The sequence below is a fragment of the Streptomyces sp. NPDC018045 genome, from assembly GCF_044327445.1.
GTDB lineage: Bacteria > Actinomycetota > Actinomycetes > Streptomycetales > Streptomycetaceae > Streptomyces.
In genome coordinates, this window is record NZ_JBIRFL010000004.1 from 293,685 (window position 1) to 311,828 (window position 18,144).

Consider the following 18,144-nt stretch of genomic DNA (forward strand, 5'->3'; position numbering starts at 1 on the left):
CGATGGGGGCTCTGCGGTCGTTCACGCGGCCACCGCCCCGGTCACGGACGCCCGCTCGCGGCGGCGCGCCAGGTGCGCGACCCACCAGCCGGCGCCGCGCAGGCCGCAGACGATGGTGGTCGCGAAGAACAGGGTGTAGACGACGTTGAACACCATCAGGACGCCGTACACCAGCGCCACGCCGGCGCCGAAGAGGAACTGGTCGCGGGGCCGTCCGGGTGTCGTCCCGGGGTCGCTGATCATGTAGTTGGTGAACAGCACGAAGGCGACGCCGCTCATCGGCCCGACCGCCGAGTACACGGCGACGTCCCAGACGAAGTGGCGGATCACCGCCTGGATCACGAACCCGCCGAGCCAGCCGACGATCAGCGCGATGCGCTTCGTCAGCAGCCCGTTGATGACGGTGCCGGCGGTCGCGATGATCAGCGGGACGGCGACCCGGAAGAAGGTGTTGGCATGCTCCGTGAACTGGTACGGCGGCGCGATGCTGAACCACGAGCCGAAGCACAGCAGCGTCACCGTGATGCCCAGGTTGGACGGGTTCATGTAGTGCCGCATCCGGCCGCCGATCGGGGCCTGCAGCACGTACTTGCCGCCGACGCCGACGACCACACCGAACAGGATGGGCAGCAGTTGGTCGTTGCCGTAGGTGAGCATGTTGACGGCGAGTGCGGTGATGTGGGAAGGCAGCAGGAACTCGTACAGCCCGCGTACGCCCCGCCCGAGGTAGCGCGGCGGGCGCCGGTGTGCCCAGCCGGTCAGCGATTCGAGGGCGATCTCGACGACGTAACCGGTCACGACGGCGATGACGGGCCAGATCCAGGGCTGCTCGAAGCCGAGCAGCGTGTAACCGAAGATGTTCAGGGCGCTGATCGAGACGGCGAAGTTGCGGAGCGCGAGATAGCGCGCGTCGGGTTTGCCGGCCGGCGGCGCCGTACCGGCCTGCCGTGCCTGACCTGCCGGGGGGTGAGCGACCGTTGCGGTCATCGGGTCGGAACCTCCTGGGCGTCACCGGTGAGCATGAGGGTGTGGGTACCGGGGGCGAGTTGTCGGGTCTGCTGGTGGATGCCGCCGTGCGCATCGCGCCACTTCAGGTGCGCGGTCACCGGGCCGTCGTGGGAACCGAGTCCGAACCTGACGTCGAAGCTGCGGTAGCCGCCGTGTCCGCCGCCGCCGTCGAGCTGGGCGATCTCGGTTCCGGAGGGGGTGGTGACGCGAACGGAGGCGTTGTACGCGGGGGCCCCGGCGCCGGCCAGGCCACCGGCCTTCGCGTCCGCGCCCGCGGCGGGCCGGACCAGGTGCAGCGTCAGGTGTTCGCCGACCTCCGGGGCGGTGTTGGCGTAGAACGCGGGCGGGCCCCACTGGCGGGCGACGGCGAAGTCGAGGCGCCCGGTGCCGGTGGTGTCGCCGGTGGCCAGCGCGCGGGTCGGCGTCTTCACGGCGAGGCCGAGCTGCTTGCTCACGTCGGCGAACTTCCCGCCCGCGGTACGGACGTAGAAGGCCAGGGCGTCGTGGCCGGCGATGTCGTCACCCGGCTGCACGTTGGGCCACATGGCCGGGTTGGAGAGCAGGTTGTCGTTGGTCATGGCCATTTCCTGGAGCCACGGCCAGCGGTCGGTCTTTCCCTTGACGAAGCCGTCGGTCTGCACGACCGCCTGTTTGCCGTCGTTGAGGAAGTCGCCCGTCTTCACGTCCCAGTTCCAGCCGGTCCACGCCAGGCCGTAATCCTCCGCCTCCTGGGTGAACGGGGCGGTGCCGGAGGCGAGTGCGGTACGCATGTCCTTCTCGTCCTTCGCCCGGTTCTTCCAGACGAAGTTGGACTCCTCCAGGCCCCATGCGGCGGTGATGTTGCTGACCACCATGTCGAAACGGCCGGTGTGGTCGAGGTCGGTGAACTCGGCCCCCATGCCCTTGAAGGAATCGTTGCCGAGCACAAACGATTTCGCGGTGTCGGGGTCGCGCTCGCCCTTGGCCTCGGTGAGCCGGATGCGGCCCGGTGCGGAGCGGTTGTACAGCAGGTGGTCGGGGCCGAAGTCGTTGGCGATGTACAGCTCGTGGCGGGCGTCACCGGTGAGGTCGGCGCCCGCGACGGCGAGGGTCCAGCCGGTGGACACCTCGTAGGGCAGCGCCTGGCGTTCCTCCGTGTAGGAGGCGGTCGGCGAGGTCCCGGTGGTGGCGCCGGTCCAGCGCAGCACCCGGTCGCCGCCGGCGTTCTTGGCGTTGGAGAGCGAGTCGTTCATCACGACGTTCTTCAGCCCGTCCGGGTCGAGCACGTCGGAGTCGGGGAAGTAGTTGCCGATGACGATGTCGGGGTGGCCCTCGCCGTCGAGGTCACCGACGTACGCGGTGTCGGTGTTCCAGCGTGGCCCGTTGTACTTCCCGTCGGTGGACTCCGACGGCACCAGCTCGCGGGGCGTGTAGGCGCTCGGCGCGGGCCGGTGCCCGTCGGAGCGGGCCAGGAAGAGGATCGGCGTACGGCCCCAGTAGGTGGCCAGGATGTCCATGCGCCCGTCGACGTTGAAGTCGCCGAAGGTGCAGCCGGTGGGCGCCATGGCCCGGTCCATCGGCAGCGGCGCGGGGTCGAGGAGGAACGGGGTGAAGCGGTCGGCGGCCGGGGCGGTCGGTGTGTGGGTGACGATCACCCGGTCGGTGCGGGTGTCGACGATGCACATGCCGTCGGCCCTGCCGCTGCCGGTGATGTCGTTCATCGCGATGCTCGCCCCCACCGACGAGATCCACGAACGGATCTTCTCGTACGCCGGATTGACGACGCGGACCGAGTGCTTGGGCAATCGGTCATAGCCCGGTGGCATGGCGATGGGCATTTCCTTGAAGCCGTACTTCTCGGCGGCCCGGTCACCGTCGGGCGCCGCGACCGACTCGCGGGTGGCGAAGAACAACACTGCGGCGACCAGGACCATCACCAGTCCCGGCACCATTCTGCGAATCCGCCTGCGATATGCCACGGCGGTCCTCCTTCTCGAATGCGGCTGCTGTTCACCGAGCGCGCCACGTCCCCGTGCTCGCCGGCGCCGCGCCGGACCCGGCAGCCGGGTCCGGCCCGAGGCGCGCGCACGCGGCAGGAAAGGTGCTCGGCCGCCATCGTCACTCGCGGGGTACGTCCGAAGGTTCTCGGAAAATGCGTTGGCCCATCGCAATCCCGGACGCCCCGAACGCAATTCACGAGATGCCGGAGGGTTTCCCACGGTGACACGGTCTGTTCATGACCGAATACCGCTGTGGGACGAACTCGCGGGGCCGGGAATCGGATGCCCCCGCCGAACGCGTTCGGCCCGGCTCGATTCAGGAAGGTTTTGCCGCGCAGCTCGCGCGGTCGCCGGACGCGCCGGCCGTCTCCGCGCCCCACGAGTGCCTGACCTACCGGCAACTGGACGAGCGGGCCGGCCGGCTCGCCCGGCTGCTGGCCGACTCCGGGGTCGAACCGGAGACGCCGGTCGCGGTGCTGATGGAGCGCTCCGTCGACCTGGTCGTGGCGACCCTCGCCGTGCTCAAGTCGGGCGGCTACTATGTGCCGTTGCACCACGCCCATCCCCCGGAGCGACTGCGCCGGATCATGGCGCACCACGGCAGCCCGCCGCTGCTCACCGACGAGGCCGGCTGCCGGCGCGGCGTGGCGGCGGCCCGGACCATCGTCGTCGGCGCCGGCCACGAGCCGCCGGCCCGCCCCGGCACGCCTCCCCGGCCGCCCGCCGATCCCGACCGGCTCGCCTACGTCATCCACACGTCGGGGTCGACCGGCGAGCCGAAGGGCGTGGCCGTCGCGCACCGGGACGTGCTGGGCCTCGTTCACGACCGTTGCTGGGAAGCGTCCCACCACGAGCGCGTGCTGATGCTGGCGCCGTACGCCTTCAACGTCTCCACCTACGAACTGTGGGTCCCGCTCCTGCACGGCGGGCAGATCGTCGTGCCGCCGCCGGGCGACCTCACGGCCGAGGCCCTCCGCGAGCTCATCGCACGGGAGCGGATCACCGGGCTCCATGTCACCGCCGGGCTGTTCCGGGTGCTGGCCGAGGAGAGCCCGGAGATCTTCGCCGGCGTACGGCAGGTGCTCACCGGCGGCGACACGATCGCGCCCGGCGCCGTCCAGGCCGTCCTGGACGCGCACCCCGGCCTGGTGGTCCGGGCCATGTACGGGGCCACGGAGGCGACGGTCTTCAGCACCCAGTCCCCGATGTCCGCCCCCTTCCGGGCGGGCACGTCGGTCTCCGTCGGACGGCCGATGGACGGGGTGCGCGTGCACGTGCTCGACGGCCGGCTGCGGCCCGTCCCCGCCGGGGAGGTCGGCGACGTGTACATCGCGGGGCGCGGCCTGGCCCGCGGTTACGCCGGCCGCCCCGACCTGACCGCCGAGCGGTTCGTCGCCGACCCCTTCGGCGCACCCGGCACGCGCATGTACCGCACCGGCGACCTGGGCCGGCTGTCCCCGGAAGGGACGCTCGACATCGTCGGCCGGGCCGGGGACCTCGTCAAGGTCGCGGGCTACCGCGTCGAGCCGGGTGAGGTGGAGGCCGTCCTGGCCGGGCATCCCTCGGTCCGGCACGTCGCGGTGACGACCCGGGACGCGGGCCCCGCCGGCGCGCGGCTCGTCGCCTACGTCGTCACCGACGGGCAGCCCGTCGACGCCGGGGCATTGCGCGCCCATCTCACGGGTGCGGTGCCGGACTTCATGATCCCGTCCGTCTTCGTCCCGGTACCCGGCCTGCCCCTGACCCCCAACGGAAAGGTGGACCGCCGGGCCCTCCCGGAACCGGTGGTGACGAGCGGACGGGCCTACCGGCCACCGGCCACCGACACGGAACAGGACCTGTGCGCGCTGTTCGCCGACGTGCTCGGCGTCGAGCGGGTCGGACTCGACGACAGCTTCTTCGACCTGGGCGGTCAGTCGCTGTCGGCGATGCGTCTGATCAGCCGCATCCGCAAACGCCACGGTGTCGACCTGACCGTGGGCGAGTTCTTCGACACGCCGACACCGGCCGAGCTCGGCCGGCTGCTGACCGGCCGGAAGGAGGAGTGACATGACCGACCCGTTCGCCGCCGCCGACGGTGCCTGTCTGGTCCTCGTCAACGACGAGGGACAGCACTCGCTGTGGCCCTCGACGATCGACGTACCGCAGGGGTGGACCACCGTGCACGGCCCCGCCCCCTACCGCTCCTGCCTCGACCACGTGACGGCCCACTGGCCCGACCTGCGGCCCCGCGGCCTCGTGCACCGGCACCACCACAAGGGAGGAACATCATGACGTCGACCGGGAGCCCCCTTGAGCACCTCGGGCTCGACCACGTCCGGTTGATGGTCGCCGACCTGGACGCGGCGACGCGCTGGCTGGCCGACGGGTACGGGTTCGCCGTCCACGCCCGGGACGCCGGGCACCCGCGCGCCGTGCGCTCCGTGGGTCTCGGCTCCGGAGACATCCGGCTGGTGCTCTCACAGCCGCTCGCCGCGGACACGGCGCCCGCCGCGTTCGTCGAGCGGCACGGTGACGCGGTCGCCGACATCGCCCTCCGGGTCGACGACGCCGGTGCCGCCTTCGGCCTGGCGGTCTCGCGCGGGGCCCGGCCGGTGGCGGAGCCGGCGCGCCGTGGAGACGTCACGACGGCGGCGATCGAAGGCATCGGTGACCTGGTGCACACCTTCGTCGAACGCCCACCGGGGCACGACCCGCGCACGCTGCCGGGCCTCGTGCCCACGCCCGCGGCGCCCGGCGGCTGCGGCCTCGCCGCCCTCGACCATATGGCCGTCTGTGTCCCGCCGGGCCGGATACGTGCCGCCACGGAGTTCTACCGGGACGTCCTCGGCTTCGGTCTGATCTTCACCGAGCGCCTCGCCGTCGGCGGCCAGGGCATGACCACCGAGGTCGTCCAGAGCCCGTCCGGCGAGGTCACCCTCACCCTGATCGAGCCCGACGCCGCCCTCCCGCGCAGCCACGTCGACGCGTTCGTCGAGGACCACGGGGGCATCGGCGTGCAGCACATCGCGTTCTCGACCGACGACATCGTGCGGACCGTCGCCGGCCTCGCCTCGCGGGGCGTCCGGTTCATGGGCACGCCGGACTCCTACTACGACGGCCTCGCCTCCCGGCTCACCCTCGCCCGCCACCGCGAGACCGACCTGCGCCGGCACCGGATCCTGGTCGACCAGGACCACGACGGACAGCTCTTCCAGATCTTCGCGCGCTCCGTCCACCCACGGAACACCCTGTTCCTGGAGGTGATCGAGCGCCTCGGCGCACGGAGCTTCGGCAGCGGCAACATCAAGGCGCTGTACCGGGCGGCGGAAGCGGAGCGGGCGGGCATCCCCGGGGCCGCCCGATGACGCTCCGCGCCCGTACCTCCGGCCGCGACCGGGAGTTCCGCGACGCCGTGGAGCGGCTGCGGGTCCCGGGCATGGGCACGGAGGCCGTCGCTCCGCTGCTCGCGAACCTGGTCCACCTCATCCGGCCCCGCCGGGTGCTGGAGGTCGGCATGGGATATACGACGCCATTCCTCGCCAGGGCGCTGTCGGAGGTCGAGGAGCTGATCGCGGAGGAGGCCGCCGGGCTGGCCCGCAAGACCGCGCCGTACGTACGCAAGGGCCGCGCGCTCGACGACGCGTGGGTCGACGCCGAACCCGCCCTCCTCGTGCCCGCCCCCTACCTCGACCCCTACCAGCCGCGGCTCGTCGCCGTCGACGACCTGTCCATGCCGGACTCCTCGGCGGGCCGGGTCAGTGACGTGCTGGGCGAGTTCGGGCTCGAAGACCTGGTGACGATCGTCAACGCCGACCTGCGCTCGTGCGTCCCGCTCCTCCCGGACGACCTCGTGCCCATCGACCTCGCCTGGGTGGACGCCTGGGACTGCCTGTACTTCTTCGAGGAGTGCTGGGACCTGATCAACCCCGACGGCGGCGTCGTCGCCATGCACTACCTGATGACCTATCCCGAGGGCGAGGCGGTCCTGGACTACATCGCCGAGAGCCGGCGCCTGCGCCCCGGAGAGTTCGAGTTCATCAACCTTCCCGAGGACCACAAGCTGCGCCAGAACAGCCTGACCCTCCTGCGCCGCACCTCCGGCCGCACCCCGCGCCGGTACTCCGACGTGGGGCAGCGTCCCCTGCTGGACGGCCGGATCCGGGAGGACGCGTACCGCCTCGCGCAGACGCTGAACGAAGCCGAGGAGAACCATGGCTGACGCCACGACACACCGGGGCGGCGACACCCCGGCCCACTCCTTCCTCACCGCGGGCCCCCGCGCGGCCGGCCCGGCGCTCGCCCGGCTCACGGCCGCCGTCTGGGCGGACGGGCTGGCGACGGCGGAGGCCGCACCAGCGGCCGCCGTCCTCGTGCGCGCCCTGGAGCGCCTGCCCGAGCACCTCCTCGGCCGCGCCCTCGTCCTCCTGGGCCTGCTCGCCGAAGCCGACGGCCCCGGCGCCCCGGACGCGTACCGCGAGGTCCGCAAGGGTCTCGGTGCCTGCCTCCGGCTCCTGGAGAGGTCCCGGGGCGACGATCCGCTCGTGCACGCGCTGCTGTACGTCGTCTCCCACTTCCCCGAGGACCGGGAGCGGATCCTGGACCGGGTCGACGCCCTCGGCCTCGCGGCGGACGTCTCCTCCCGGATCCGCCGCTGCCTGCGGCCCCTCGCCGGAGCGGACGCGGTCATCGGCCGTGTCTGGCCGTCCCCGGCGGAGTGGGACCTCACCGACGCCGAGCGCGAGCAGGACCGGCAGTGGGTCGCGGGCCTCGGCCCGGCGCGGCTCGCGGCCGCCTACGACGGCGACACCCGCATGCTCCTCGGGTACGCCGGGGCCCTCGCCCACTGGGCCGTGCGCCACGGCACCCCGCGACAGGTCCACGACGCGCGGGCGCCGCGCCCGTCCCCGTACCCGTCGCCGGCCGGCCCGGCTGCCTGGAGCCGGCACGCCGCCGTCCTGCGCTGCCCGTGCTGCGGAGGCCGGCCGTCCCCCGCCGCCGACGGGCACGCCACCTGCGCGGCCTGCTCGACGCGGTATCCGGCCGGCCACGGGATCCTGGATCTGACGGCACCGGTCGAGGCCGACGCCGACCCCGCCGACGTCCTGCGCAACGCCGCCACCCTGGCATCCGTGGGGCACTACTACGAGACGGTGCTGCGGCCCGGCTTCCTGCGGCTCATGGGCGGCAACTGGTCAGGAGCCGTCACGCCGGCGGACGAGGACGCCTACATCGCCGCGCACACCCGTCCCGCGGACGGGCCGGTGCTGGACCTCGCCGCGGGGGCCGGCCGGTGGACCGGCATGCTCGCGGAGGCGGTCGGCGTCCGGCGGCTGATCGCCCTGGACCTCAACCCCTCGATGCTGCGCCGGCTGCGGGGCGCGGTGCCCGAGGCCGCCGCCGTCCGCGCCGACGCCCTGTCGCTGCCGTTCGACGACGGCTCGCTCGGCGCGGTCAACTGCTGGAACGCCCTCCAGGCCATGCCGGATCCGGCCGCCGTGGTCGCCGAGGCGGCGCGGTGCCTGCGGCCACTGGGGACGTTGACCCTGATGACGTTCCGGGCGGCCGACGACCCGGTCGACCGCTACTTCCAACGGTCCTTCCGCGGCCCCGGGTTCCCGGACGGCATGCCGCTCGGCGACCTGTCCGACATCACGGCGTGGGTGACCGACGCCGGTCTCGACCTGCTCGACGCGTCCACTCCCGGGAACTTCGTGATGATCACCGCGAGGCGTCCGGGCTGACCGGGAACGGCAATCCGCGAGATGCCGGCCCGGCGGTCGATGAGCGACCGTCGGGTCGGCCCATGGGAGGGAGACGAGGAACATGCCCGACAGCACAGCGGCGCCGGCCGCGCCCATCACCGTCACCGCGGACGACCCGCGGTACCCCAACCTGGTCGAGAGCTACAACCACCGCTTCGTCGGACGGCCCGAGGCCATCCGGTTCGCCCGGTCGACCACCGACGTGGTCTCGGCCGTCGAAGCGGCCGTCGCGGCGGGCAAGCGCATCGCGGTCCGCAGCGGCGGCCACTGCTTCGAGGACTTCACCTCCTCACCCGACGTCCGGGTACTGCTCGACCTGTCCCTCATGAACGCCGTCGGCTTCGACGAGCGGATGCGGGCGTTCGGCGTCGAGGCGGGAGCGACGCTCGGTGACGTCTACCGCACGCTGTACACCCTCTGGGGCGTCACCGTGCCCGGCGGCACCTGCCTGGAGGTCGGGGCGGGCGGTCACTTCTCCGCCGGCGGCTACGGCCACCTCTCGCGCCGCGACGGGCTGGTCGTCGACCACCTCAGCGCCATCGAGGTCGTGGTCGTCGACGCGTCCGGCCGGGCGCGGGCCGTGGTGGCCACCCGGGACGCCGACGATCCCCACCGGGACCTGTGGTGGGCGCACACGGGGGGCGGCGGCGGAAGCTTCGGCGTGATCACCCGCTACTGGCTCCGCACTCCGGGGCGTGATCCGGGCGGCGACCCCGCGTCCCTGCTGCCGGCCGCGCCCACCCGGATGCGCCGACGCGTCGTCACCTGGCCCTGGGACGGGATGACGGAGGGTTCCTTCACCACGCTGCTCCGCAACTACTGCGGCTGGTACGAGGATCACACGGACCCGGACTCACCGGCGGCGAACCTGTGGAACAACCTCATCGTGCCGCACCGGAGTTCGGGGGCCTTCGGCATGACCGCCGTACTCGACGACGACACGCCGGGCTCGGCCGCGCTGCTGGCGGAGCAGTTCGCCCGGATCACCGACGGCGTCGGAGTCGCCCCGGTGGCGGACGAGCTGGACGTCGTACCGTGGTGGAGTGCGTGGATGCCCTCGTACGACTGGCCCAGCGATCCGCGCGGACGCTACAAGAACAAGGCCGGGTACCTGCGGCGGGGGTTCACCGAGCGGCAGCTCGACGTCCTGCACTGCTTCCTCGGCGCGCAGGACTGCCCCACGCCCTCGGGGTGCCTCGTCCTGACCGGCTTCGGCGGCCGGGTCAACACCGTGCCGTCCGACGCGACCGCGACCGCCCAGCGCGACTCCATCCTCAAGGCGTCGTACAGCACCGGAGTCTGGCAGTCGGAGCGGCAGGACGCCGCCAACATCGCCTGGGTCCGGGCGTTCTACCGGGAGATGTACGCCGACACCGGCGGCGTGCCCGTCCCCGGCGACACCGCCGACGGCTCCTACATCGGCTACCCCGACGTCGACCTGGCCGACCCGGCCTGGAACACCTCCGGCGTTCCGTGGCACGACCTGTACTTCAAGGACAACTACCCCCGTCTGCAAGCGGTCAAGCGGCGCTACGACCCGCGCGACGTGTTCCGGCACGCCCTGTCGGTCCGCCTGCCCGCGTGAGCGCCCGCCGCCGTAACCGCCCCGCGCCGACCCCACGGAGGAGCACCATGTTCGAGGACCGTACCGTCATCGTCTCAGGAGTCGGGCCCGGGCTGGGCCGGGCCATCGCCTTGCGCGCGGCCCGGTCCGGTGCGGACGTCGTCCTGGCGGCACGCACCGGGACGAGGCTGGCCGAGGTCGCCGCGGAGATCGAGGCGAACGGCCGGCGCGCGCTCGCCGTACCGACCGACATCACCGACGAGTCCTCGGCCGCGCACCTCGTCGAGACGGCCACCAGGGCCTTCGGGCGGGTGGACGTCCTGATCCACAACGCTTTCGCGGCTCCGCCGCTGGTGGAGCTGGGCGACGCCGAACCGGACGACATCCGGGCCGGGTTCGAGACGAACGTCATCGCGGCCCTGCGGCTCACCCGCCTCTGCGCCCCGGCCCTCGCCGAGTCCCGCGGCTCGGTCGTGATGATCAATTCCGCGGTCATACGGCACTCCCGGCCCGGATTCGGCGCCTACCGGATGGCCAAGGCCGCCCTTCTGTCCGCCGCGCGGAGCCTGGCGGCGGAGCTGGGGCCCCGCGGAATCCGGGTCAACACCGTCGCCCCGGGCTACATTTGGGCCGACGCGCTGCGGGAGGGCTTCGGCCACGCCGCGGCGCAGCGGGGGGTGACGGCGCAGCAGGTGTACGACGAGGTCGCCGAGACCCTCGACCTCCGCCGGCTGCCCGAACCGGACGAGGTCGCCGACGCGGTGCTCTTCCTCGCCTCGCCCGCCGCCCGCGCCGTCACGGGCCAGTGCCTGGACGTCAACGCCGGCGAGTTCCATCACTGATGACCCGCCACCCGGCCCGCTCCCGGGAGGCGGCTTCCCGCACGACCACCACAGGACGACGACTTCGGAGCTGATCGTGATACGCAGTGCTGGTCGGCCCGCGCCCGCGGGCCCGGACGAGGCGCCACCGGACCGCGCCGCCGCCACGCCGGGCGCCACATCGCGCCGTGTGGCGCGCCGCGCCTGGCTCGTCGGCGCGGCCGTGCTCGTGGTCTTCAACTTGCTGCACGCCTTCCCGCGGTACGCGACGGGGGACCCGCACCAGGCGCGGATCCCGCTCGACCAGGGGTTCCCCGAGCACTACGGGGTGCTGGTCACCCACGTGGTGCTCGGGAACCTGTCCATGGTCACCGTCTTCCTGCAACTGCTGCCCGGTTTACGGCGCGTCCACCCGCGCGTCCACCGGATCAGCGGCCGGCTCTACGTCTTCGCCGCCGCGCTGCCCGGCGCCCTCCTCGCGCTCGTGCTGCTGCCCTTCTCGAAGGCCCCGTCGGGCGGGATCGGCCTGGCGACGATGGCGGTCCTCTGGATCGCCACCACGGTGGCGGGGTATGTCCGCGCCCGGCAGGGCCGCTTCCACGACCACCGGCGGTGGATGGTCTACAGCTTCGCCCTGGCCCTCGGCACGTCGTGGGGCCGGGTGCTCTCCGAGGCCATGACCTACATCCCGGGCTTCCGGATCGACGTGTTCCCGCTGCTCGAAATCTCCTCGTGGCTCGGCTGGATCATCAACCTGCTGGTCGCCCACTGGTGGCTCCAGCGGAGCGCCCCGCCCGCCGGTCTTCCGGACGGCCGCGGGGCCGGGCGGGCCGGGCGGGCCGGTCTTCCGGACCGCGGCGGGCCCGGGCGGGCCGGCGCCCGGCCGTCGTAGGGGCGGGGCACACCGAGGACGGTGCCGGTCACCAGCTCGTGCGGGCCGGTGACCGGCGCCGTGTCGCCTGCCGGCCGGCACCGCCCTGCGGCAGGGAGCCCGCGGTCCGGCGGACCGCGGGCTCCGTCGTCCCGGTGGTGCGAGCGGCGGTCCCGTCGGGCGCGCCGCCCGGCCGCGCAGCGGGATCAGTCCGCTGCCGGGACGCGTTCCTCCGCCGCGTCCGCCGGGCCGGCCTGCTCGCCGGGCCCGCCGTCCTGCGTGACCTGCCCCGTCGGCGGCACGTGCCGGAGCAGCACCGCCACCAGGGCCGCCACGATCACGAGCACACCGGCGCACACGGCGGCCACGGTGTTCAGGCCGCCGACGAAGGCCGTGCGTGCCGCGTCCGCCACCTCCGCCCCCAGCCCGCCGGCGAGACGGTCGGCCGCCGTCAGAGCGCCCGACAGGGTGTCGCGGGCGGCGGTCGCGACGTCCTCGGGAAGCCCCTGGGGCAGCTTGTCGGCGATCGCGCCACGGTAGACCGAGATGGCGAGGGTGCCGAGGGCCGCGATGCCGAAGGCGAAGCCGAACTGGCCGCTCGTCTCGTTGATGGCCGCGGCCGATCCGGCCTTCTCGGGCGGCGCGGACCCGATGACCAGGCCGGCGCCGAGGGTGACCATCGGTCCGGCCCCGAGGAAGACCAGGGCGAAGCCGAGGATCAGCACCCAGGGGTCGTCGTTCGCGCTCATGAAGGCCATCACGAGCAGCCCGGCCACCGAGATCAGCAGGCCGCCGCCGATGACGTAGGCCGGGCGGATGCGCCGTGCCACGAGGGGGGACACCCCGAAGCTGATGGTGTTGGTGATCACCGCGGGGAGCATCCAGACGCCGGCCTGCAGCGGTGTCAGGCCGTGCGCGAGTTCCAGGTCCTGGGTGACGAAGAGCATGATGACGCCCGTCAGCATCGTGCCGAAGAGCATGCCGCCGAGCGCCGTGCTGAAGGAGCGGTTCGCGAACAGCCGCAGGTCGAGGAGCGGGTGGGTGAGCCGCCGCTGTCGGCGTACGAAGAAGACGGCGACCACGAGCCCGACGACGACGGCCGCGACCGGCCACGGCTGCCAGCCGTTGTTCGAGATCTCCTTCAGCCCGTAGACGATGGGGATGATGGCGGCCAGGGACTCGGCGACGCTGAGCGGGTCGAGGCGCCCGGCGTCCGGGTTGCGGTACTCCGGCAGCAGCACCGGCCCGAGGACGAGCAGCAGCACCATCGCGGGTACCCCGAGCAGGAACACCGAGCCCCACCAGAAGCTGTCCAGCATCGCGCCACCGACGATCGGCCCGATGATGGCGCCTCCGGAGAAGCACATCATCCAGATGCCGATGGCCGTGCCCCGCTGCTTGGCGTCGGTGAACATCGTGCTGATCAGCGACAGCGTCGACGGCGCCAGGGTGGCGCCGGCGATGCCGAGCAGCGCGCGGGCGGCGATCAGCATCGCCGGGTTGGCGGAGTACGCGGACACCAGGGAGGCCACGCCGAAGGCCGTGGCCCCGATGAGCAGCAGTTTCCGCCGCCCGATCCGGTCGCCCAGGGTGCCCATGGTGATCAGGAAACCGGCGAGCATGAACCCGTAGATGTCGGTGATCCAGAGCTGCTCGACGCCGCTGGCGTGCAGGGTGGTGCTGAGCTTCGGCAGCGCGAGGAGCATGACGAACACGTCGAGGGACACCAACAGGGTCGGCAGGGCCAGGACCGCGAGGCCGATCCATTCCTTGCGACCCGCCTTCGCGGGGGGCCCTCCGGCCATGCTTTCCATTGCAGTTCCTTCCCGGTTGCGGCTGATGGGGGCGCTTTCGCCGCGCCCTTCGGAACAGGGTCGGAACAGCTCGCGCGGTCTCGACGTCCCGGCCCCCGGGAATTGCCGGAGGCCCGGCGCCCCGTGCTCAGTAGGTCACGACCGCCCGGAACCGGACGCTCCCCTTCTCCACCCGGTCGACGGCCTCGTTGATCCGCTCGGCCGGGAACGTCTCGACGACCGGGGCCACCTTCCCCGCGGCGGCGAGCCGGAGCGCCTCCGCGAGCAGAGGGGGCCCGTCGTGGCTCGCCCCGATCACGCGCTGCCGCCGGGCCCACAGCGGTGCGTCGGGCCCGATCGTGAAGGAGTCGACGGGGTCGATCGTGGCGAGCACGAGCCGTCCGTCCACCCGCAGCCCCTGGAGGGCGTCCGAGGCGGCCCGGTACGAGGTGCCGGTGACCAGCACGACGTCCGCCCCGCCGAGGTCGCGCAGCCCGCTCCCGTCGCCGACGACGTGGTCGGCCCCCAGCCGGCGTGCCATGTCGTGCTTGTCCGGGGAACGGGTGACCGCCACCGTCTCGAAGCCGCCGGCCCGGGAGAACTGGAGGGCCAGATGCCCCAGGCCGCCGATCCCCAGGACCGCGAGGCGCTCCGACGGGGCCGGGGCCGCGGCGGCCAGAGCGCTCCACGCCGTGTATCCGGCACACAGCATCGGGGCCGCCTGCACATCGTCGATCCCGTCCGGGATCAGCACGGTTCCCGCCGCGTTCGCCACCACGTACTCCGCGTGCCCGCCCGGCGCGGTCATGCCGGTCAGGGCCGGCCGCTCGCAGGCCATTCCGGCCCGGCCGGAGAGCGGCGCGCCCCGCCGACAGGACGCGCACCGGCCGCAGGTGCCCTGGATCCAGGTCACGCCCACGCGGTCCCCGGGCCTTCTGCTGTCGGCCCCGGGCCCCGTCTCGACCACCTCGCCCACCGCCTCGTGGCCGATGACCGCCGGGCTCAGCGCCGGGAAGTCGAAGACGCCCCGCGACAGCCAGACGTCGTTGTGGCAGAGCCCGCAGGCGCGGACCCTGACCAGGACCTGGCCCGGACCGGGCCTCGGGGTGGGGACCTCGCGCAGTTCCCACGGGGCACCGGGATACGGGATCACCGCTGCTTTCATGTTCGTCTCCGCCTCTCTGATGTCGCCGCGGTCACCGGGGCGTCACCGGCGTTTCGCCGCGGCCGCCGGGACGTCCCCGGTGCCGGGTGGCCGACAGCCGGACCGGAAGGCGCAGGACGCCGTTCATGATGAAGGTGACCTGCGGTTCGAGCTCCTCGGGGGCGACGGCCAGCGTGAGGTCCGGGAAGCGTTCGAATAGCGCCGACAGGGCGATGCGCGCCTCCATCCGGGCCAGGGGCATGCCGATGCAGCGGTAGATGCCGTGGCCGAAGGACAGGTGGGTCTTGTCCTTCCGGGCGGCGTCGAAGGCGTCGGCCGACGCGCCGTGCACGCCCGGGTCGCGCCCGGCCGCCGCGAAGTTGACGAGGACGGGATCGCCCCGGGCGATGGTGACCCCGCCGAGTTCGACGTCCTCGGTGGCGAACCTGAACGGCAGGTGGGCGACCGGCGCCTCGGCCCGCAGGGTCTCCTCGATCACGTCCTCCCAGGTCACGCGCCCCTGCCGGACGAGGCGCAGTTGCTCCGGGTCGGTGAGCAGCGCGCGCACCGCGTTCGCGATCAGGTTCATCACCGGTTCCGTCCCGGTGGCCAGCAGCAGGTGCAGCGTGCCGACCAGCTCGGAGTCGCTGAGCCGGGCCGTTTCGTCCCGCGCCGCGATCAGGTCGCTCGTCAGGTCGTCGCCGGGCGCCCGCCGTTTGGCGTCGACGAACTCCTGCATGTCCCGGTGCCACCGTTCGACGTTCGCCGCCGCCTCCGCCGCGTCCACCGTGGTGTCGACGTTCACCTCACCGCCGCGGAGCAGGCGGGCCCGGTCCCCGGGAGCGACGCCGAACAGGTCACAGATGACGCGGGCCGGCAGGGGGTGGGCGAAGCGCGCCTTGAGGTCGACCACCTCGCCGGGGGCGGCGCCGGCCAGGGCGTCCAACAGCTCGGCCGTCGCCGCCCGCACGCCGGCGCGCATGGCTTCGACGCGGCGCGGGGTGAACGCCTTGGCGATCAGCTTGCGCAGGCGGTGGTGGTCGTCACCGTGCGCGGTCGTCAGATTGTCCATGAGAATCCACCCGATGAGCGGGAAGTCCGCCGCGACCTCGCCCTCGGCGAGCGGCGGCCAGTGCTTGCGGGGGTCCTTGGAGAAGCGGTGGTCGGCGAGGGCGCGGCGGGCCTCCTCGTGGCCCGCCACGGACCAGGCGGCGAGGCCGCCGGGGAGTGCGATACGGGTCACCGGCCCGTGTGCGCGGATCCGGGCGGCCTCGGCGTGGATGTCCCGACCGCTGGGGTCGATCACCACGGGGGCGCGGTCTGCCATGGGTTCCTCCTGGCGGCGTGGGTGGGCCGCGGACGGCCGGGGGTCAGATGTAGAGCGTGTTGGGGTCCAGGCCGGCCAGGACGCGCCCGTACAGCTCCAGGTTCGTGTCCGGGTGGATGATCGCGTGGCGGCTCATCGTCCGTATGTCACGCTCGATCCGCTGGATGGGGACGTCCGTGTAGACGGACGAGCCGCCGCTCGCCGAACTCAGGATCCCGACCGCCTCCTGGGAACGCCGGCACACCGACCCGAGGTCGAGGCGTACCCGCGCGCGCTCCTCCGGCGTCCAGGTCTCGCCCGCCGCCGACTTGGAGTCGAGCAGGTCGGCGGCGCGGAAGGCGTGGAACGCGGCTTCGTCGGTCCGCAGGGCCGCCTCGGCGAGTTGCAGGTGCGTCAGCGGTGCCTCGCGCTGGCTCTCGTAGTCCGTGTAGCTGATCTTCCGTCCGGGCAGCCGCTCCATGAAGAACTCCCGCGCCGCCTTCGCCATGCCGAGGGCCGGGGCGCCCACCGTCGCGCACGCGGTCGGCATGAACGGCGCGCGCCACACGGGGCGGCCGGCGTTGCGCGCCGAACCGTGCTGTCCGGCGAGCACGGGGCCCATGTGCAGCACGCGTGCGTCCGGGACGAAGACGTCCTCGGCCACCGTGGAGACGCTCCCCGACCCGCGCAGGCCGCTGGTGTGCCAGTCATCGACGACGGTCAGGTCGTCGAGCGGAACGGCCACCATGATCGGCTGTGGCTGCCGGTCCGCGCCGACCAGCACGGCGGCGTTGGTGTTCCACGAGCTGTGCAGTGCTCCGCTGTTGAACGTCCACCGGCCGTTGAGCACGACGCCGCCCGGTGCGGGGACGGCCCGCACGGTGGGGCTCAGAATTCCGCTGATCCGGACGGCCGGATCGGCGAAGATCTCGTCCTGCACCTCGTCCGGGAACAGGCCGGCCATCCAGGTGCTGATGGCATAAACCGCTGTCGTCCAGGCGACGGAGGCGTCTCCACGGGCGAGTTCGGAAATCACCCCGACCGTCGTCCGCATATCGGACTCGAATCCGCCGTACCGATGCGATACGCGCATGCGGAGCAGCCCGGAGTCGGACAGCGCGCCCAGCACGTCGTCGTGAATCCTGCGGTTCTCCTCCATCCACAGCGCGTGGCTCCGGAGCTGCGGGACCAGCTCCGCGGCACGGCCAACGAGTTCCGCCCCGGTCGGGACAGCAGTGACAGTCATCGGATACTCCGTCGGAATAGTCGCGTCGGTCAGGGCCTTCCGCGGCCCGGCGCCACGGTGCCCTTGTCACCGCCAACAGTGCTACCGCCGTATTCCTGCGGCATCTTCGGGGTTGCGACACCCGGCCGGTGTCCCGGTAAATCCGGGGCGCAATACGGGAGATGCCCCGGCACTTCGGCCCGTGCGAATCTTCCACCCGTCCGTCGGATTACCGAGGAAAGGAAGAGAAAATGGCCGCTGATTCCACGGAGCAGAACGCGGGGAACGTGCTCGCGGACGTGCGCGCCGTACCCGGGCGCATCGTCGCCGCGTGGCAGCAGAACGACGGCGAAGCGTTCGCGGACGCCTTCACCGAGGACGCCACCCTCGTCCTTCCCGGGACGTTCCTGACCGGACGCCGGGCCATCGGCTCGTTCATGACCGGGGCGTTCGCCGGCCCCTTCAAGGGCACCCGGGTGACCGGCGACCCGGTCGACGTGCGGGTGCTGAGCGGTGACGTCGCCGTACTGACGACGCGCGGCGGCGTCATCCCGCCCGGCGCGACCGCGCTGCCGGAGGAGAACGCCATCCACGCCACCTGGGTTCTGGTGCGGCACGCCGGTGACTGGCTCATCGCCGCGTACCAGAACACCCCGGCCGTCACCGCGCGGTCCTGACCCGGCCGGCGA

Annotated in this window: 15 protein-coding genes; 9 read left to right on the top strand and 6 right to left on the bottom strand. The window is 72.8% G+C overall.

The window, feature by feature from the left end; translation table 11 throughout:
- Positions 1 to 21 precede the first annotated feature (21 nt).
- Both ACH4EB_RS12235 and ACH4EB_RS12240 read right to left on the bottom strand, forming a co-directional pair.
- The gene (locus tag ACH4EB_RS12235; RefSeq protein ID WP_398347332.1) at positions 22 to 987 is read right to left on the bottom strand and encodes a hypothetical protein; all 966 of its coding nucleotides are present in this window, start codon (positions 985 to 987) and stop codon (positions 22 to 24) included.
- A complete protein-coding gene (locus ACH4EB_RS12240) occupies positions 984 to 2,966 on the bottom strand; it encodes a CRTAC1 family protein (protein ID WP_398347333.1) in 1,983 nt (660 codons plus the stop codon). The genes ACH4EB_RS12235 and ACH4EB_RS12240 overlap by 4 nt, the downstream gene beginning before the upstream one ends.
- A 257-nt stretch (positions 2,967 to 3,223) precedes the next feature.
- Here ACH4EB_RS12240 and ACH4EB_RS12245 point away from each other — a divergent pair, with 257 nt between their 5' ends.
- The 8 genes from ACH4EB_RS12245 to ACH4EB_RS12280 all read left to right on the top strand — a co-directional run bounded on the left by ACH4EB_RS12245 (position 3,224) and on the right by ACH4EB_RS12280 (position 12,008).
- Positions 3,224 to 5,035 (top strand): amino acid adenylation domain-containing protein, encoded by a 1,812-nt coding sequence (locus ACH4EB_RS12245; protein ID WP_398347334.1) that lies wholly within the window; start codon positions 3,224 to 3,226, stop codon positions 5,033 to 5,035.
- Between the two features lies 1 nt (position 5,036).
- Positions 5,037 to 5,261, top strand: coding sequence for an MbtH family protein (locus ACH4EB_RS12250; protein ID WP_398347335.1), 225 nt, complete (start codon positions 5,037 to 5,039; stop codon positions 5,259 to 5,261).
- Positions 5,258 to 6,334: a 4-hydroxyphenylpyruvate dioxygenase gene (hppD, locus tag ACH4EB_RS12255; protein ID WP_398347336.1), complete on the top strand. Its 1,077-nt coding sequence runs from the start codon at positions 5,258 to 5,260 to the stop codon at positions 6,332 to 6,334. Before ACH4EB_RS12250 ends, hppD begins: the two co-directional genes overlap by 4 nt.
- Complete coding sequence (locus ACH4EB_RS12260; protein ID WP_398347337.1) at positions 6,331 to 7,188, top strand: hypothetical protein; 858 nt, start codon at positions 6,331 to 6,333, stop codon at positions 7,186 to 7,188. Before hppD ends, ACH4EB_RS12260 begins: the two co-directional genes overlap by 4 nt.
- A complete protein-coding gene (locus ACH4EB_RS12265; RefSeq protein ID WP_398347338.1) occupies positions 7,181 to 8,710 on the top strand; it encodes a class I SAM-dependent methyltransferase in 1,530 nt (509 codons plus the stop codon). The genes ACH4EB_RS12260 and ACH4EB_RS12265 overlap by 8 nt, the downstream gene beginning before the upstream one ends.
- 82 nt (positions 8,711 to 8,792) lie before the next feature.
- On the top strand, positions 8,793 to 10,316 hold the full coding sequence (locus tag ACH4EB_RS12270) for an FAD-binding oxidoreductase (protein ID WP_398347339.1): 1,524 nt from the start codon (positions 8,793 to 8,795) through the stop codon (positions 10,314 to 10,316).
- Between the two features lie 47 nt (positions 10,317 to 10,363).
- Entirely contained in the window at positions 10,364 to 11,137 is a 774-nt protein-coding gene (locus tag ACH4EB_RS12275; RefSeq protein WP_398347340.1) for an SDR family oxidoreductase, read from the top strand.
- 76 nt (positions 11,138 to 11,213) lie between these two features.
- A complete protein-coding gene (locus tag ACH4EB_RS12280; protein ID WP_398347341.1) occupies positions 11,214 to 12,008 on the top strand; it encodes a DUF2306 domain-containing protein in 795 nt (264 codons plus the stop codon).
- A 185-nt stretch (positions 12,009 to 12,193) separates the two neighbouring features.
- Here the strand turns inward: ACH4EB_RS12280 and ACH4EB_RS12285 are convergent, their stop codons facing one another.
- The 4 genes from ACH4EB_RS12285 to ACH4EB_RS12300 form a co-directional block, all read right to left on the bottom strand.
- Positions 12,194 to 13,792 (bottom strand): MFS transporter, encoded by a 1,599-nt coding sequence (locus ACH4EB_RS12285; RefSeq protein ID WP_398347342.1) that lies wholly within the window; start codon positions 13,790 to 13,792, stop codon positions 12,194 to 12,196.
- Between the two features lie 136 nt (positions 13,793 to 13,928).
- Positions 13,929 to 14,945, bottom strand: coding sequence for an alcohol dehydrogenase catalytic domain-containing protein (locus ACH4EB_RS12290; protein ID WP_398347343.1), 1,017 nt, complete (start codon positions 14,943 to 14,945; stop codon positions 13,929 to 13,931).
- A 31-nt stretch (positions 14,946 to 14,976) separates the two neighbouring features.
- Positions 14,977 to 16,251 carry a cytochrome P450 gene (locus tag ACH4EB_RS12295; protein ID WP_398347344.1) on the bottom strand — a complete coding sequence of 425 codons (1,275 nt, stop codon included), beginning with the start codon at positions 16,249 to 16,251 and terminating at the stop codon, positions 14,977 to 14,979.
- Positions 16,252 to 16,294: 43 nt separating this feature from the next.
- A complete protein-coding gene (locus tag ACH4EB_RS12300) occupies positions 16,295 to 17,476 on the bottom strand; it encodes an acyl-CoA dehydrogenase family protein (protein WP_398347345.1) in 1,182 nt (393 codons plus the stop codon).
- Positions 17,477 to 17,706: 230 nt separating this feature from the next.
- On the opposite strand from ACH4EB_RS12300, the gene ACH4EB_RS12305 reads away from it, so the two are divergent.
- On the top strand, positions 17,707 to 18,132 hold the full coding sequence (locus tag ACH4EB_RS12305; protein ID WP_398347346.1) for an SgcJ/EcaC family oxidoreductase: 426 nt from the start codon (positions 17,707 to 17,709) through the stop codon (positions 18,130 to 18,132).
- Positions 18,133 to 18,144: the final 12 nt, after the last annotated feature.

Coding starts and splice junctions, on each gene's coding strand:
- ACH4EB_RS12235 (WP_398347332.1), bottom strand. CDS start 987: ATGACCGCAACGGTCGCTCACCCCCCGGCAGGTCAGGCACGGCAGGCC.
- ACH4EB_RS12245 (WP_398347334.1), top strand. CDS start 3,224: ATGACCGAATACCGCTGTGGGACGAACTCGCGGGGCCGGGAATCGGAT.
- ACH4EB_RS12250 (WP_398347335.1), top strand. CDS start 5,037: ATGACCGACCCGTTCGCCGCCGCCGACGGTGCCTGTCTGGTCCTCGTC.
- hppD (WP_398347336.1), top strand. CDS start 5,258: ATGACGTCGACCGGGAGCCCCCTTGAGCACCTCGGGCTCGACCACGTC.
- ACH4EB_RS12260 (WP_398347337.1), top strand. CDS start 6,331: ATGACGCTCCGCGCCCGTACCTCCGGCCGCGACCGGGAGTTCCGCGAC.
- ACH4EB_RS12265 (WP_398347338.1), top strand. CDS start 7,181: ATGGCTGACGCCACGACACACCGGGGCGGCGACACCCCGGCCCACTCC.
- ACH4EB_RS12270 (WP_398347339.1), top strand. CDS start 8,793: ATGCCCGACAGCACAGCGGCGCCGGCCGCGCCCATCACCGTCACCGCG.
- ACH4EB_RS12275 (WP_398347340.1), top strand. CDS start 10,364: ATGTTCGAGGACCGTACCGTCATCGTCTCAGGAGTCGGGCCCGGGCTG.
- ACH4EB_RS12285 (WP_398347342.1), bottom strand. CDS start 13,792: ATGGCCGGAGGGCCCCCCGCGAAGGCGGGTCGCAAGGAATGGATCGGC.
- ACH4EB_RS12290 (WP_398347343.1), bottom strand. CDS start 14,945: ATGAAAGCAGCGGTGATCCCGTATCCCGGTGCCCCGTGGGAACTGCGC.
- ACH4EB_RS12295 (WP_398347344.1), bottom strand. CDS start 16,251: ATGGCAGACCGCGCCCCCGTGGTGATCGACCCCAGCGGTCGGGACATC.
- ACH4EB_RS12300 (WP_398347345.1), bottom strand. CDS start 17,476: ATGACTGTCACTGCTGTCCCGACCGGGGCGGAACTCGTTGGCCGTGCC.
- ACH4EB_RS12305 (WP_398347346.1), top strand. CDS start 17,707: ATGGCCGCTGATTCCACGGAGCAGAACGCGGGGAACGTGCTCGCGGAC.